We start from the raw sequence: 15,319 nt of genomic DNA on the forward strand, positions 1-15,319 counted from the left end.
CGTGGCGCCCACGCTAGGCCCCGCGCTTTTCCGCCGAGTTAACCCACGTTTCGAGAAGGCACCCGGTTCGGCTCACGGGCCTGCGGGACGCGGTTTTTCCGTATACGGCCGTGTGCGGCCCCTGTCGAGGAGACCCATGTTCCTTAATCCGGTCCGGCACATCACCTTCGACGCCCTCGACCCGTACAGGGTGGCCGAGTTCTGGTCCGCGGTGACCGGCTACCCGATCCACCCCGACGACGTGGAGGACGACGACGAGGTCCTGCTGGAGCCGGGTCGGCCCGGGGTGCCCGGGCTGCTCTTCATCCGGGTGCCCGACGCCAAGTCCGTCAAGAACCGCGTCCACCTGGACATCCAGCCGCCCACGGGCACCCGGGACGAGACGGTGGAGCGTCTGATCGCGCTCGGCGCGACGCTCGTGGACGACCGGCGCGCCGAGGACGGCGTCATGGGCTGGGTCGTGCTGGCCGACCCGGAGGGCAACGAACTGTGCGTGGAGCGCAGCGCCGTGGAGCGCGGTCTCGTCTGAGGCGCCCGGGTCAAGGGCCGGTGACGGTCTGGCCGGGTGCCCGGATCAGGGGCCGGTGGCGGTCTGGCCGGGCGCCCGGGTCAGGGGCCGGTGACGGTCTGCCCGGGCGCCCCGGGCGTCCAGGGCAGCGCGATCCAGACCGTCTTGCCCCCGTCCGGGGTCGGGGTGACCGAGAGGCGTCCGCCCGCCTCCGCGGTCAGCCACCGGATGATGACCATGCCCCGGCCGTTGTCCTGCTGGACGGCGGCCGGGAGCCGCTTGGGCCAGCGCGGGTGACTGTCGGTCACGCCGACGCGCAGCCACTCCTCGCGTTCGAGCCGGAGGTCGACCGTGAAAGTGGGCGACTGGCCGAAAGTGTGCTGTACGGCGTTGGTGGCGAGTTCCGAGACGATCAGCCGGACGCTGTCGGCGGTGTCGGTCTCCTCCGACAGTCCCCACGTGTCCAGCACCTGGGCGACGTAACGGCGGGCGGCGGCGACCGAGGCGGGATCGCTCGGCAGAGTGACGGATGCTTCCTGGTGATCTGCCATGGAGACGGTCCCTTTCCCACCGGAGCCGAGCCGCCCCGGATCTGTGCTGGACGCCAGAGTGCCACCCATCGTGGCGCCGTTCTCCCCTTCCCCCAAGAAGTGCATATATCTGTCGCTCGATGCGGTGAACTCTGCTACGGAGGAGCGTAATCGGACGGCAGACTGGTGCGACCTGTGCCGGTGGAAGGAGGTGGGTGTGCAGCACGGTCCCGCGGTACGCCGGCGCAAGCTCGGCGAGGAACTGCGTGCCCTGCGTGACCGGTCGGGCCTCACCAGTGGTGAGGCGGCCCGGATCGTGGGATGGCACCAGTCGAAGATCAGCCGCATCGAGACGGGGCGCAGCGGGGTCAAGCCCGAGGACATCCGCCTCCTCCTCGACGCCTACGGGGAGGTCGTCAGCCCCGAGCAGCGCGCCCTGCTGGAGGCGCTGTCGGCCTCGGCCGCCGGTCCGGCCCCGGGGGACGCCGCCGGCAGGGGCCGTCAGTGGTGGCACGACTACCGGGGGCTGCTGCCGCAGGAGTACCGCGACTTCATCAGCCTGGAGGCCGGCGCCCGGTCCGCGCGCACGGTGGAGCTGTCCGTGGTTCCGGGCCTGCTCCAGACCCGGGGGTACGCGCGGGCCGTGACCCGGGCCGCGCTGGGCGGCCTGCCCGAGCCGAAGGTGGACGCGCTCGTCGACGTACGGCTGGCGCGGCAGGCGGTGCTGCGGGCCGATCCGCCGCTGGAGCTGAGTGCCGTACTGGACGAGGCGGTACTGCGCCGGCAGATCGGCGGGCCCGGGGTGATGGCGGAGCAGCTGCGGCACCTGGTGGAGGCGGGCCGCCTGCCCCAAGTGCGCCTGCAGGTGCTGCCGTTCAGCGTGGGGGGACATCTCGGCCTCACCGGACCGTTCGTTATTTTCTCATTTCCGAACATCGCCGATCTGGATGTGGTGGTACTCGACCATTTGACGAGTAGCCTCTACCTGGAGCGGAAGGAAGACCTCGAGGCGTACAGCGCCGCGTTCCGCAGCATCCAGGCACACGCCCTCCCGCCCCAGGACTCGTCGGATCTCATCAGCCGACTGGCTGACGACGCGTAAGGAGGCACCCCCGTGTCCACAACCCCCTTATCCGCCGGCGGACTACTGATCAGCGCGCGGTGGCGGCGCAGCAGCCGCAGCACCGGAATGAACAACTGCGTGGAAGCGGCCGTCCTCGACGGCGCCCTGCTGGCCGTCCGCGACTCCAAACGGGCGAACGGCCCGGCCGTGCTCTTCACCGGGCCGGCCTGGGACGGCTTCATCACACACGTGACGACGGGGCCTGAGGGTCCGTGGCTCCGGCCGGAGCGGTGAGCAGGATCGTCTCCACGGCCCGGGCCACCTCCTTCTCCGTGAGATCGGCCCGGGCGGTCAGCCGCAGCCGGGAGATGCCGTCCGGGACCGACGGCGGCCGGAAGCACCCCACGGACAGACCTGCCTCCCGGCAGTCGGCGGCCCAGCGCAGTGCCGCCGCGGCCGACGGGGCCCGCACCGACACCACGGCCGCGTCCGGCCGGGCCGCGGTCAGGCCGGACGCGGTGAGCAGCCCGTACAGCCCGTTCGCCACCTCGCGGGCGCGCGCGGCCCGTTCCGGCTCCCGGCGGAGCAGGCGCAGGCCGGCCAGCGCCCCGCCCGCCGCTGCCGGGGCCAGTCCGGTGTCGAAGATGAAGCTGCGCGCGGTGTTGACCAGGTGCCGGATGACCTTGGCCGGGCCCAGTACGGCGCCGCCCTGGCTGCCCAGGGACTTCGACAGGGTCACGGTGGCCACCACATCCGGGGCGCCCGCGAGCCCGGTGGCGTGCAGCGCGCCGCGCCCGCCCTCCCCCAGCACACCGAGACCGTGCGCGTCGTCCACGACCAGGGCCGCGCCCTCCTCCCGGCAGGCCGCGGCGTATCCGGCGAGCGGGGCGGCGTCCCCGTCCACCGAGAACACCGAGTCGGTGACCAGCAGCGCCGGGCCCTCGTGGGCGGCGAGCGCCTTCCGCGCCGCGTCCGGGTCGCGGTGCGGGACGACGGCCGTCGCGGCGCGTGCGAGGCGGCAGCCGTCGACGATCGAGGCGTGGTTGCCGGCGTCCGAGACGACCAGCGCGTCCCGGCCGCCGAGCGCGGTGACGGCGGCGAGGTTGGCCGCGTAGCCGGAGGACAGCACGAGCGCGGCCTCGAAGCCGCAGAAGTCGGCGAGCTCCCGTTCCAGCTCCGCGTGCAGCTCGGTCGTGCCCGTCACCAGGCGCGAACCGGTGGCCCCTGCGCCCCAGCGCTCGGCGGCCTCGCACGCGCCGCGCACCGTCTCCGGGTGCCGGGACAGCCCGAGGTAGTCGTTGCTCGCGAGGTCCAGCAGGGGCGAGAGCGCGGGCCGGGGGCGGAGCGTGCGGACCAGTCCGGCCTCTTCACGGGCGCTCTGCGCCGCATCGATCCAGGAGAAGACGTCCACCGGAGCGGGAAGGTGCTGGGGCATCGGCAGGTCCTCGTGTTTTGTCGGCAGTCCACAGATCTGCCCGACCCTAGCGGCCGCGGCCCGAGCGCCAGGTGTGGCGATACACACACTCCCATCCGGCCATGTTGTGCGATCTCTCCTTGGCCGGGAGTGGTCGTGTGGTCCAGGATCGGCGTCATGGACCTGCTGAACACCCTGGTGGACAAGGGGCTGCGGCGCGAGCTGCCGACCCGCGAAGAGGCGCTCGCCGTACTGGCGACTTCCGACGACGAACTGCTCGACGTGGTGGCCGCCGCCGGCAAGGTGCGCCGGCAGTGGTTCGGCCGTCGGGTGAAGCTGAACTACCTCGTCAACCTGAAGTCGGGCCTGTGCCCCGAGGACTGCTCCTACTGCTCGCAGCGTCTCGGCTCCAAGGCCGAGATCCTGAAGTACACCTGGCTGAAGCCCGAGGAGGCCTCGCAGGCCGCCGCGGCCGGTGTCGCGGGCGGCGCGAAGCGGGTCTGCCTCGTCGCGAGCGGCCGCGGGCCGACGGACCGGGACGTGGACCGCGTCGGCAAGACCATCGCGGCGATCAAGGAGCAGAACGAGGGCGTCGAGGTGTGCGCCTGTCTGGGCCTCCTCTCGGACGGCCAGGCGGAGCGGCTGCGCGAGGCAGGCGCGGACGCCTACAACCACAACCTCAACACCTCCGAGGCGACGTACGGCCAGATCACCAAGACCCACACCTACGCGGACCGGGTCGACACGGTACAAAAGGCGCACGGAGCCGGTCTGTCGGCCTGTTCCGGGCTGATCGCGGGCATGGGCGAGAGCGACGAGGACCTCGTCGACGTCGTCTACTCGCTGCGCGACCTGGACCCGGACTCGGTGCCCGTCAACTTCCTCATCCCCTTCGAGGGCACGCCGCTCGCCAAGGAGTGGAACCTCACCCCGCAGCGCGCCCTGCGCATCCTCGCGATGGTGCGCTTCGTCTGTCCCGACGTCGAAGTACGGCTGGCCGGCGGGCGCGAGGTGCACCTGCGTACCCTCCAGCCCCTCGCCCTGCACCTGGCGAACTCGATCTTCCTGGGCGATTACCTGACCAGTGAGGGCCAGGCCGGGCAGGCCGACCTCGACATGATCGCGGACGCCGGCTTCGAGGTGGAGGGCGCCGGTACCACGACGCTGCCCGCGCACCGCTCCGACGCGGCGGCCACCCCCGCCGCCGGGGGCTGCGGCTCGCACGGCGGCGGCGCCTCCGTCTGCGGTTCCGGTGGCGCGGCAGACTCCGCCGGGGACACCGGCGCGGACGTGGCCGGCTGCGGCTCGGCGTGCGGCGGCTGCTCGGGGCACGCGCAGGCGGCGCCCGTCCCGGCGCGGGCCGAAGCCGGTGAGGTCCGCTCGGACCTGGTGGCGGTCCGCCGCCGCGGCGCGGGGACGGATCTGGCTCCCAATGCCTGATCAGCTCCATCCGTTCCATCCCGCCGAGCAGGTCGATCAGTTCGATCCGGCCGGTACGCCGGCGACCGGCGCGGATCTCCTCGCGCTCGACCGGCAGCACGTCTGGCACCCGTACGGTCCGATGCCCGGCCGGCAGGAACCGCTGGTGGTCGCCTCCGCGTCGGGTGTCCGGCTGCGGCTCGCCGACCCGTCCCAGGGCCAGGGCCACGCCGAGCTCGTCGACGGCATGTCCTCCTGGTGGTCGGCGATCCACGGCTACAACCACCCGGCGCTGAACGAGGCCGCGACCGCGCAGCTGGGCCGTATGTCGCACGTGATGTTCGGCGGGCTCACCCACGAGCCCGCCGTCCGGCTCGCCGCGAAGCTCGTGGAGATCACCCCGCCCGGGCTGGAGCACGTCTTCCTCTGCGACTCGGGTTCCGTGGCCGTCGAGGTCGCCGTCAAGATGTGCCTGCAGTACTGGCGTTCGCTGGGGCGCACCGGCAAGACCCGGCTGCTGACCTGGCGCGGCGGCTACCACGGCGACACCTGGCAGCCGATGGGCGTCTGCGACCCCGAGGGCGGCATGCACGAGCTGTGGCAGGGCCACCTGCCGCGCCAGGTCTTCGCGGACGCGCCGCCCGGCGACTTCGACACCCCCGTGGACCCGGCGTACGCCGACCACCTGCGCTCCCTGGTCGCCGCGCACGCCGACGAGCTGGCCGCGGTCATCGTGGAGCCGGTGGTCCAGGGCGCGGGCGGGATGCGCTTCCACCACCCGTCCCACCTGCGGGTGCTGCGCGACCTGTGCGACGAGTACGGCGTCCTCCTCATCCTGGACGAGATCGCGACGGGCTTCGGCCGCACCGGCGCGCTCTTCGCGGCCGACCACGCGGGAATCACACCGGACGTGATGTGCCTGGGAAAGGCGTTGACCGGCGGTTACCTCACGCTGGCCGCGACCTTGTGCACGGAGCGGGTGGCCGAGGGGATCTCGCGGGGCGCCGTGCCGGTGCTCGCGCACGGGCCGACCTTCATGGGCAACCCGCTCGCCACGGCCGTCGCACTGGCCTCGATCGAGCTGCTGCTCGGACAGGACTGGGCGACCGAGGTCAAGCGGATCGAGACGGGCCTGCGCGAGGGCCTGGCGGCCGCCGCCGGACTGCCGGGCGTACGGGACGTACGCGTCCTCGGCGCGATCGGTGTGGTGCAGCTGGACCACGAGGTCGACATGGCGGCCGCCACCCGGGCGGCGGTGCGCGAGGGCGTGTGGCTGCGCCCCTTCCGCGACCTGATCTACACCATGCCGCCGTTCGTCACCGGCGACGCCGATGTCGCCCGGATCTGCCGCGCGGTGTGCGCGGCGGCACAGGAAGGCTGAGATGTCCGTACTGATCGTGTCCGGCACGGGCACGGAGATCGGCAAGACGGTCGTCACGTCCGCGGTCGCGGCCGCGGCGGTGGCGGCCGGTCTCACGGTGGCGGTGCTCAAGCCCGCGCAGACCGGGGTGGGGCCCGAGGAGCCGGGGGACGCCGCCGAGGTGGTCCGCCTCGCCGGCCCGACGGTGACCGCGCTCGAACTGGCCCGCTACCCGGAGCCATTGGCTCCGGACACGGCGGCCCGCCGCGCGGGGCTGGCGACGCTCTCCCCCGCGCAGATCGCCCAGGCGGCGGAGCGGCTGGCCCTGGACCACGACCTCGTGCTGGTGGAGGGCGCGGGCGGGCTGCTGGTCCGCTTCGACGAGGCGGGGCACTCGCTCGCGGACGCGGCGCGGCTGCTGGGCGCGCCGGTCCTGGTGGTGGCCCCGGCGGGCCTGGGCACCCTCAACTCCGCCGCCCTGACTGCGGAGGCCCTCAGGGCGCGGGACCTGACCCAGCTGGGCGTGGTGATCGGCAGCTGGCCGGCCGAACCGGACCTGGCCTCCCGCTGCAACCTCGCGGACCTCCCGAAGGTCTCGGGCGCCCCCCTGCTGGGCGCGATCCCGGAAGGCTCGGGCACCCTCCCTCCGCACCGCTTCCGCACGGAGGCCCCCACCTGGCTGTCCCCCACCCTGTCGGGCACCTGGTCCCCCCAAACCCTCCAACCCACTTGACCCGTCCCCGAACCCCGAACACCCCCGCGCAGCGAGCGATGGATGCGCGGGGGCCCGGGGCAGCGCCCCAGCACCACGGCCACACCCGACAGCCCACCCCACGCGGCACCACCGTCACCCCGGGCGTAACCGGCCCCCCCAGCCCCGCCGGCGATTGAGGCGCGGGGCCCCGGAGCAGCGCCCCGGCAGCGCGCCGCGCCCCGGCACCCCCACCCCCCGGGGATGAGCGCCGGCGGAAAGGGCACGCTGGAGGTACGCGTACGTCCCCGCCGCCCCGGAGGTCCGCCATGCCGCCTCGCCGCCGCCAGACCCCGCCCCGCGATCCGGTCCACCACCCCCTCTTCGCCCGGTTCTACGCCCGCGCCAGCACCACCGCCGAGACCCTGGGCGCCGTCGCCGCCCTCCGCCGCGAGCTGCTCCACGGCGTCTCCGGCCGCGTCATCGAGATCGGCGCCGGCAACGGCCTGAACTTCGCGCACTACCCCCGCGCCGTCTCCGAGGTGGTCGCCGTCGAGCCGGAGCCCACCCTCCGCCGGCTCGCGGCCGCCGCCGCCTCGCGCGCCGAGGTCCCGGTGGACCTCGTACCGGCCGCCGCCGAGGCCCTCCCGGTCAAGAGCGAGGCCTTCGACGCCGCCGTCGCCTCGTTGGTGCTGTGCACCGTACGGGACCTGCCCCGCTCCCTGTCCGAACTGCACCGCGTGCTCCGCCCCGACGCGGAACTGCGCTTCCTGGAGCACGGCCTCGCCCCCGGCCCCGGTATGGCCGCCCTCCAGCGCGGCCTCGACCGGACCGTCTGGCCCTTGCTCTTCGGCGGCTGCCACACCGCCCGCGACCCGCTCGCCGCGGTGGAGGCGGCCGGTTTCCGGATCGTCTCGCAGCGCAGCTTCCGGCTGCCCGAGCGCGGTCCGGCCCTGCCCACCTCCTACTGCGTCATCGGGTCGGCCCGTCGATTGCCTTGACCCAGCGGGTCCATTCCTCCTGGGGCCGGTATCCGGCCGCGTCCCACGCCCGGTGCGCCGAGGCGTTCCGGTCGAGCACCATCGCGTCCCCGCGCCGTCCGCCGAGGCCGGCGAAGCGCTCCTCGGCGGCCGCCAGCAGGGCCGTAGCGATGCCCTGCCGCCGGTATCCGGGATGCACGGCGAGCCGGTAGAGGTGGCAGCGCCAGCCGTCGAAGCCGGCGATCACGGTGCCGACGAGCTCTCCGCCGCGCCGGGCGAGCAGCAGCGCGTCCGGGTCGCGCCGGTGCAGCCGTTCGACCCCCGCGGGATCGTCGCTGATACTCGTCCCCTCGGCGGCGGACTTCCAGAAGTCCAGTACGTCGCTGAGGTCGGCGGCCGACGCGGGGCCGATGTGAAGATCGTTCATAGGGCGATCCCATCACCGGGGCCCGCTCGGCAAAGGAATGATCCGCCGCCTTTGCCCGTCCTTTACCATGGGGACACAGTCCCCCCGATGTGAAAGGTGTGAGCGTCCGCCCATGGGCGAGCCTCCCGGTCCACGACATTCCCCCTCTGCCCGCGCACGACATCGCGCGGCACCCCGCCTCCTGGCCGATCATGGGACGGAGGTGATCGACCGATGACCGAGGTGCTCCTGCTCGTCTTGGCCCTGGTGCTCTGCCTTGCGTGCGGCGCTTTCGTCGCGGCCGAATTCTCGCTGACCACCGTCGAGCGCAGCGAACTGGAACGAGCCGTCGAGCGGGGCGAGCGCGGAGCCGACAGTGCGCTGGCCGCCGTCCGGACCCTGACGTTCCAGCTCTCCGGCGCCCAGCTCGGCATCACCGTGACCGGCCTGGTCATCGGCATGCTCTCGAAGTCGTCGATCTCCGCCCTGCTCCAGGGCCCGTTCGAAGCCCTCGGGCTGTCCCCCGAGACGGCGTCCTCCACCGCCCTGATCCTCGGCACCGCCCTGTCGACCGTCGCCCTGATGGTCGTCGGTGAGCTGGTGCCCAAGAACTGGGCGATCTCCTCCCCGCTGGCCATCGCCAAACGGGTGGCGACCATGCAGCGGGTCTTCAGCCGCGCCTTCCGGCCGCTGATCAGCCACCTCAACACCACCGCGAACCACCTGGTGCGCCGCCTCGGCATGGAGCCGGCCGATGAGCTGGCCTCCGCGCGCACCCCGCAGGAGCTGGTCGCCCTGGCGCGGCACTCGGCGAAGGCGGGCGCCCTGGAGAAGGACACCGCCGAGCTGTTCGTGCGGACCCTGAACCTCGCCGACCTGACCGCGGAGAACGTGATGACCCCGCGCGTGCAGGTCACCGCCCTCGACGCGCAGGCCACCGCCGAGGACGTGGCGAACGCGACGCTGGCCACGGGCCTGTCCCGCTTCCCGGTCTACCGCGGCAGCCTCGACTCCGTGGCGGGCACCGTCCACATCAAGGACGTCCTGGCGCTGCCCTCCGGGGAACGGCACCGCACGTCGGTGTCCCAGCTGCTGCGCGAGCCGCTCCTCGTACCGGAGTCCCTGACCGTGGACCGTCTGCTGGACCTGCTGTCCGGCAAGCAGACGATGGCCGTGGTCATCGACGAGTACGGCGGTACGGCCGGCGTGGTGACCCTGGAGGACATCGTCGAGGAGGTCGTCGGCGAGGTGCGCGACGAGCACGACCCGCACGAGACCTCGGACCTCGCCCCCGCCGGCACGGACGACTCGGGCCGGCGGCTCTACTCCGCCGACGGCTCGGCGCGCACCGACCAGCTCCGGCGGATCGGACTGCGCGTGCCGGACGGCCCGTACGAGACCCTGGCCGGCCTGATAGCGACCGAGCTGGGCCGGATCCCGGCCGTCGGCGACGCCCTGGAGCTGGAGGGCTGGCAGCTGGAGGTGGTGGATGCCGGCGGGCGCCGGGCAGCGCGCGTGCTGCTGCGCATGCCGGCCGAGCCGGGCGGTGCGACACCCGCCGACCCGGACGCGAGCGCCCACCTTGACGCCGACACCGACAGGGACAGGGACACGGACACGAGCACGGGTACGCAGACGGACACCGACACGCATCACGACCGGAACCGGGGGGAGGGCCGATGACGGCGATCCAGTTGCTCATCGGCTTGGCCACCCTGGTCGTCAACGCATTCTTCGTCGGGGCGGAGTTCGCACTGATCTCCGTCCGGCGCAGCCAGATCGAACCGCATGCCGACCAGGGCGACCGGCGGGCCCGTGCGGTCCTGTGGGGCCTGGAGCACGTGTCGGCCATGATGGCGGCGGCCCAGCTGGGCATCACGCTGTGCACCCTGGTGCTGGGCGTGGTGGCCGAGCCGGCCATCGCGCACCTGCTGACCCCGGTGTTCGACCTCGTCGGGGTGCCCGCCGGCCTGACGCACGCGATCTCCTTCGTGGTGGCGCTGGCCCTGGCGACGTACCTGCACATGCTCTTCGGGGAGATGCTGCCGAAGAACGTGGCTCTGACCGAGCCGGTGCGCACCGCGCTGCTGCTGGGGCCGCCGCTGGTGGCCGTGACGCGGGCGCTCCGGCCGGTGATCTTCGCGATCAACGCCTTCGCCAACGCCCTGCTGCGGCTGCTGCGGGTGGACGTGAAGGACGAGGTCGCGGCGACGTTCACGGACGACGAGCTGGCGCGGATGGTCAAGGACTCCAGTGACGCGGGGCTCCTCGACGACCGCGCCAGCGAGCGTCTGCACGACGCCCTGGAACTGGGCCGCCGGCCGGTCAGGGACGTGGTGCTGCCCTCGGAGCGCGTGGTCGTGGCCCGGGAGGGCCTCACCCCCGCCGGCCTGGAGCGGCTCTCGGCCGATACGGGGTACTCCCGTTTCCCGGTCGTCGACGACCAGCACCGGATCCTGGGCTACCTGCACGTCAAGGACACGCTGGATGCGGAGCCGGAGACGCGGGAGGTGCCGTTCCCGGTGTCGGCGCTGCGGCCGATCGCCCAGGTCCGGGCCGAGACCCCGCTGGACGACGTCCTGACCGCCATGCGGCGCAGCCGCACCCACCTGGCCGCGGTCCTCGGGCCGGACCGGGCCATGACGGGCCTGGTGACGATGGAGGACGTGCTGCGGGAGCTCTTCGGCAGGTCCCCCGCCGCGTAGGCGTGGTGGCGGGTGTGCGGGCCCCCGCCCTGCGGGGCCGGGGTACCGCGCGGTAACATCGCTCCGCCATGGAGATGAATGCCTCTTACAACAGTTTCGTCGCGGTCGGTGACTCCTTCACCGAGGGCATGTCAGACCTGCTCCCGGACGGCTCTTACCGGGGCTGGGCCGATCTGCTGGCCGCACGCCTCGCGGCACGCGGGCCGGGCTTTCGCTACGCGAACCTCGCGGTGCGCGGCAAGCTCATCGGTCAGATCGCCGAGGAGCAGGCGCCGGTGGCTGCCGCCATGGGCGCCGACCTGGTGACGCTGGTCGGCGGGCTGAACGACACGCTCCGCCCCAAGGTCGACATGGGCCGGGTCCGCGGCCACCTGGAGGCGGCCGTGGAACTGCTCGCCCCCTCCTGCAAGCAGCTCGTCCTCATGCGTTCACCGGGGCGCAACGGCCCGGTGATGGAGCGGTTCCGGCCGCGGATGGAGGACCTCTTCGTCCTCATCGAGGAGCTCGCCGCCCGGCACGGCGCCCTGGTCGTGGACCTGTACGGGGCTCCGGCCCTCGGCGATCAGCGCATGTGGGACGTCGACCGGCTGCACCTGACGGCGGAGGGCCACCGCCGGGTGGCGGAGGCCGTCTGGCAGGCGCTGGGCCTGCCCGCCGCGCAGGACTGGCGCACCGAGCTGCCCGCCGCGGCGCCCCCGGGCTGGGCGGTACGCCGCACGCAGGACCTGAGCTTCGCCCGTCAGCACCTGCTCCCCTGGATCGGCCGCCGGCTGACCGGCCGCTCCTCGGGGGACGGGCGCCCGGCCAAGCGCCCCGAACTGCTGCCGTACGAGCCGATGGCGGGCGATCCGCTCTCGTAGCAAGGCACAATCGGAGGCGGGGTCCCTGCCTGCGTAAACGCACAGCCGCGGCCCAAGTAGAATTCCTCCACGTGACTGCCAAGCCCCGCATCCCCAATGTCCTGGCCGGCCGCTACGCCTCCGCGGAGCTCGCCGTCCTGTGGTCCCCCGAGTACAAGGTGACGCTGGAGCGGCGGCTGTGGCTCGCCGTGCTGCGCGCCCAGAAGGACCTCGGCATCGAGGTCCCCGACGAGGCCCTCGCCGACTACGAGCGTGTCCTCGAGACGGTCGACCTGGCCTCCATCGCCGAGCGCGAAAAGGTCACCCGGCACGACGTGAAGGCCCGGATCGAGGAGTTCAACGCACTCGCCGGCCACGAGCACGTCCACAAGGGCATGACCTCCCGCGACCTCACCGAGAACGTCGAGCAGCTGCAGATCCGGCTCTCGCTGGAGCTCGCCCGGGACCGCACGGTGGCCGTCCTGGCCCGCCTCGGCAAGCTGGCGGGCGAGCACGCCGAGCTGGTCATGGCCGGCCGCTCGCACAATGTGGCCGCGCAGGCGACGACGCTGGGCAAGCGCTTCGCGACCGCGGCCGATGAGCTGCTGGTCGCCTACGACCGCCTGGAGGACCTGCTGGGCCGCTACCCGCTGCGCGGGATCAAGGGCCCGGTCGGCACCGCGCAGGACATGCTCGACCTGCTGGGCGGCGACGCGGCCAAGCTCGCCGACCTGGAGCAGCGGATCGCCGCCCACCTGGGCTTCGGCCAGGCATTCACCTCGGTCGGCCAGGTCTACCCGCGCTCGCTCGACTATGACGTGGTCACCGCCCTGGTGCAGCTGGCCGCCGCCCCGTCCTCGATCGCCAAGACGATCCGTCTGATGGCGGGCCACGAGCTGGTCACCGAGGGCTTCAAGCCCGGCCAGGTCGGCTCCTCGGCGATGCCGCACAAGATGAACACCCGCTCCTGCGAGCGTGTGAACGGTCTGATGGTCATCTTGCGCGGTTACGCCTCGATGACCGGCGAGCTGGCCGGCGACCAGTGGAACGAGGGCGACGTCTCCTGCTCCGTGGTCCGGCGCGTGGCCCTGCCGGATGCGTTCTTCGCCTTCGACGGTCTGCTGGAGACCTTCCTGACGGTCCTCGACGAATTCGGCGCCTTCCCGGCGGTCGTGGCCCGTGAGCTGGACCGCTACCTGCCCTTCCTGGCGACCACCAAGGTCCTGATGGGCGCGGTGCGGGCCGGGGTGGGCCGCGAGGCCGCCCACGAGGTCATCAAGGAGCACGCGGTGGCCTCCGCGCTGGCCATGCGCGAGCAGGGCGCCGAGCGCAACGAGCTGCTGGACAAGCTGGCCGCCGACGAGCGGATGCCGCTGGACCGGGCCCAGCTCGACGCCCTCATGGCCGACAAGCTGTCCTTCACCGGGGCCGCGGGCGACCAGGTGGCGGCGGTGGTCTCGCGCATCGAGGCGATCTCCAAGCAGCACCCGGAAGCCGCCGCGTACACGCCGGGGTCGATCCTCTGACCCCCGACGAGCTGAACGCCGCCCGCGACCGCGTCCTCCCGGACGTGGTCGCGGGCGGTCTGCGTGTGCTCTTCTGCGGCATCAACCCCGGTCTCCTCTCCGCCGCGACGGGCCACCACTTCGCCCGCCCCGGCAACCGCTTCTGGCCGGTCCTGCACCTCTCGGGCTTCACCCCGCGCCGCTTGGCCCCCTCGGAGCAGGAAGAGCTGCTCACCTACCGGCTGGGCATCACCAACGTGGTGGCGCGTGCCACGGCCCGCGCCGACGAACTGAGCGCGGAGGAGTTCCGCGAGGGCGGCCGCATCCTGAAGGCCAAGGTGGAACTGCTGCGCCCCCAATGGCTTGCGGTGGTCGGCGTCACCGCCTACCGCACGGCATTCGGCGAGCGCACAGCGCAGATCGGTCCCCAGGAACGGACCATCGGCTCCACCCGTATCTGGGCCCTCCCCAATCCCAGTGGCCTCAACGCCCACTGGACGGCCGAGTCCATGGCCCAGGAGTACGGCCGCCTCCGCGCGGCCGCCGAAGCCCCGGAATCCTCTGCCGGGTTCTGACGGGAGCCTGCCCCGCTCCGGTCGGGCCTCACGGCGGGTCGATCACGGTGACCCCTGCCATCAGCAGGTAGGGGTCGCCCTCGTCCCACTGCGCCACATAGGCCACGAGCCACCGGTCACCGGCCCGCCACAGGTGCACGTGGTCCGTGCTGTTGCTCAGCTCGTCCCACGGCTCGGGTATCTCCTCCCCGTCGAAACCGCGGTCCCTCAGGGACACCAGACTGAAGACCTGGGCTTGTCCCCACCGGTCGGTCAGGGCCTGGGTGAGCGCCCCGTACTCGGCGCTGATCTGGTCGGCGGCCTCCGGCCGGCCCGAGCCGCCGTCCTCCCAGAAGTCCGCGGTCCGGCCGACCGGTACGAGGTGGTGGCCCGGGCCGCTGCTCTGCCCTCCGGACCAGACCGGCTCGGCCGGGAACTCCCTGGTCCTGAGCCCGTCGATCGTGTCGAGATGCTCTGCCGTGGTCATCCCGTCAGTATCCCGACGACCACTGACAACTGGCCTGCCGTCACGCGTCCCTGCGCCGAACGGCGATCCAGCCGCCGACCACCGTCACCACCGCCCACAGGACCATCACGCCCAGCCCGCCCCAGGGCCCGAGGCCGCCCTGCGGTTCGAGCCGCAGCATGGCCTGCCCCGCCCGGTCCGGCATGTACTGACCCAGTCCGCTCGTGGCCTCACCGACGATGAAGGACACCATCAGGACGAAGGGTATGAGGATGCCGAGCACCACCACCCCACTGCGCAGCACAGCCGTCAGGCCCGCGGCGAACAGCGCCATGACGGTCAGATAGAGACCGCTGCCGACGATCGCCCGCAAGCTGCCCGGCGACCCCAGTCCCAGAGCGTAGGGCCCCATGAACGCCTGGCCCGCGACGAAGGTCACGAAGCCGGTGACCAGGCCCATCACCAGGGCGAGTCCGCCCACCATCAGGATCTTCGAGAGGTAGAACCGTGTGCGCCGGGGCACGGCGGTGAGACTGGTCCGCAGCCCTCCGTGGTGGAATTCGGCGGAGAAGGCGCTCGCGCCGAAGGCGATGGCGGCGATCTGGCCGAAGTTGAGTCCGTAGAAGGCGGCGAGGAGCGGGTCGTCGCCCAGGCTGCCTTCGTGCGCCCGGCCGGTCAGCGCGGCGGCGAGCGTCTGGATCCCGGCGGTGGCGACAAGGATGGATATCAGGGACCAGAACGTGCCCCGCAGGGACCGGATCTTGATCCATTCCGAGTGCAGGACGGGCAAGGTGGGCAGAGCGGTGCTCATGGCGAGCCTCCTGGAGAACGGGTGACGGTCAGGCGCTGACGGTGCGGTGGCGGTGGGTCAGAGGGGAC

General features: G+C 72.8%; 17 protein-coding genes. 12 read left to right on the forward strand and 5 right to left on the reverse strand.

Going from position 1 to position 15,319, the window contains the following annotated elements; all coding sequences use genetic code 11:
- Nucleotides 1–136 precede the first annotated feature (136 nt).
- Nucleotides 137–529 (forward strand): VOC family protein, encoded by a 393-nt coding sequence (locus AMK16_RS23105; RefSeq protein ID WP_073918631.1) that lies wholly within the window; start codon nt 137–139, stop codon nt 527–529.
- 80 nt (nt 530–609) lie between these two features.
- On the opposite strand, the gene AMK16_RS23110 is transcribed toward AMK16_RS23105, so the two are convergent.
- Nucleotides 610–1,059: an ATP-binding protein gene (locus AMK16_RS23110; RefSeq protein WP_073918633.1), complete on the reverse strand. Its 450-nt coding sequence runs from the start codon at nt 1,057–1,059 to the stop codon at nt 610–612.
- Between the two features lie 196 nt (nt 1,060–1,255).
- Between AMK16_RS23110 and AMK16_RS23115 the strand changes: the two genes are divergently transcribed.
- On the forward strand, nt 1,256–2,140 hold the full coding sequence (locus AMK16_RS23115; RefSeq protein ID WP_073918648.1) for a helix-turn-helix domain-containing protein: 885 nt from the start codon (nt 1,256–1,258) through the stop codon (nt 2,138–2,140).
- A gap of 12 nt (nt 2,141–2,152) precedes the next feature.
- On the forward strand, nt 2,153–2,395 hold the full coding sequence (locus AMK16_RS23120) for a DUF397 domain-containing protein (protein WP_073918650.1): 243 nt from the start codon (nt 2,153–2,155) through the stop codon (nt 2,393–2,395).
- Here the strand turns inward: AMK16_RS23120 and AMK16_RS23125 are convergent.
- Nucleotides 2,343–3,536, reverse strand: coding sequence for an 8-amino-7-oxononanoate synthase (locus tag AMK16_RS23125; RefSeq protein ID WP_073918652.1), 1,194 nt, complete (start codon nt 3,534–3,536; stop codon nt 2,343–2,345). The two genes, AMK16_RS23120 and AMK16_RS23125, sit on opposite strands and share 53 nt — an antisense overlap.
- A gap of 156 nt (nt 3,537–3,692) precedes the next feature.
- Between AMK16_RS23125 and bioB the strand changes: the two genes are divergently transcribed.
- From bioB to AMK16_RS23145, 4 genes are all read left to right on the forward strand, one after another.
- Nucleotides 3,693–4,955, forward strand: a complete 1,263-nt coding sequence (gene bioB, locus AMK16_RS23130; protein ID WP_073918654.1) for a biotin synthase BioB — start codon at nt 3,693–3,695, stop codon at nt 4,953–4,955.
- Between the two features lie 121 nt (nt 4,956–5,076).
- On the forward strand, nt 5,077–6,315 hold the full coding sequence (locus tag AMK16_RS23135) for an adenosylmethionine--8-amino-7-oxononanoate transaminase (protein ID WP_242438866.1): 1,239 nt from the start codon (nt 5,077–5,079) through the stop codon (nt 6,313–6,315).
- A 1-nt stretch (nt 6,316) separates the two neighbouring features.
- Nucleotides 6,317–7,027 carry a dethiobiotin synthase gene (gene bioD / locus AMK16_RS23140; RefSeq protein WP_073918656.1) on the forward strand — a complete coding sequence of 237 codons (711 nt, stop codon included), beginning with the start codon at nt 6,317–6,319 and terminating at the stop codon, nt 7,025–7,027.
- A 287-nt stretch (nt 7,028–7,314) separates the two neighbouring features.
- Nucleotides 7,315–7,986: a class I SAM-dependent methyltransferase gene (locus tag AMK16_RS23145; protein WP_073918658.1), complete on the forward strand. Its 672-nt coding sequence runs from the start codon at nt 7,315–7,317 to the stop codon at nt 7,984–7,986.
- Here AMK16_RS23145 and AMK16_RS23150 read toward each other — a convergent pair.
- Nucleotides 7,958–8,392, reverse strand: a complete 435-nt coding sequence (locus tag AMK16_RS23150; RefSeq protein WP_073918659.1) for a GNAT family N-acetyltransferase — start codon at nt 8,390–8,392, stop codon at nt 7,958–7,960. The two genes, AMK16_RS23145 and AMK16_RS23150, sit on opposite strands and share 29 nt — an antisense overlap.
- A gap of 213 nt (nt 8,393–8,605) precedes the next feature.
- Here AMK16_RS23150 and AMK16_RS23155 point away from each other — a divergent pair, with 213 nt between their 5' ends.
- From AMK16_RS23155 to mug, 5 genes are all read left to right on the forward strand, one after another.
- On the forward strand, nt 8,606–10,054 hold the full coding sequence (locus AMK16_RS23155; RefSeq protein WP_079191668.1) for a hemolysin family protein: 1,449 nt from the start codon (nt 8,606–8,608) through the stop codon (nt 10,052–10,054).
- Nucleotides 10,051–11,076 (forward strand): hemolysin family protein, encoded by a 1,026-nt coding sequence (locus AMK16_RS23160; protein ID WP_073918661.1) that lies wholly within the window; start codon nt 10,051–10,053, stop codon nt 11,074–11,076. Before AMK16_RS23155 ends, AMK16_RS23160 begins: the two co-directional genes overlap by 4 nt.
- 68 nt (nt 11,077–11,144) lie before the next feature.
- The gene (locus AMK16_RS23165) at nt 11,145–11,936 is read left to right on the forward strand and encodes an SGNH/GDSL hydrolase family protein (protein WP_073918662.1); all 792 of its coding nucleotides are present in this window, start codon (nt 11,145–11,147) and stop codon (nt 11,934–11,936) included.
- Between the two features lie 71 nt (nt 11,937–12,007).
- Nucleotides 12,008–13,441: an adenylosuccinate lyase gene (purB, locus tag AMK16_RS23170; RefSeq protein WP_073918664.1), complete on the forward strand. Its 1,434-nt coding sequence runs from the start codon at nt 12,008–12,010 to the stop codon at nt 13,439–13,441.
- Entirely contained in the window at nt 13,438–13,995 is a 558-nt protein-coding gene (gene mug / locus AMK16_RS23175; RefSeq protein ID WP_073918665.1) for a G/U mismatch-specific DNA glycosylase, read from the forward strand. Before purB ends, mug begins: the two co-directional genes overlap by 4 nt.
- 28 nt (nt 13,996–14,023) lie before the next feature.
- On the opposite strand, the gene AMK16_RS23180 is transcribed toward mug, so the two are convergent.
- Nucleotides 14,024–14,461, reverse strand: a complete 438-nt coding sequence (locus AMK16_RS23180; RefSeq protein ID WP_073918667.1) for a hypothetical protein — start codon at nt 14,459–14,461, stop codon at nt 14,024–14,026.
- Nucleotides 14,462–14,501: 40 nt separating this feature from the next.
- Complete coding sequence (locus AMK16_RS23185; protein WP_073918668.1) at nt 14,502–15,251, reverse strand: ABC transporter permease; 750 nt, start codon at nt 15,249–15,251, stop codon at nt 14,502–14,504.
- Nucleotides 15,252–15,319 lie beyond the last annotated feature (68 nt).

This window comes from Streptomyces sp. CB00455 (assembly GCF_001905445.1).
Lineage (GTDB): Bacteria > Actinomycetota > Actinomycetes > Streptomycetales > Streptomycetaceae > Streptomyces.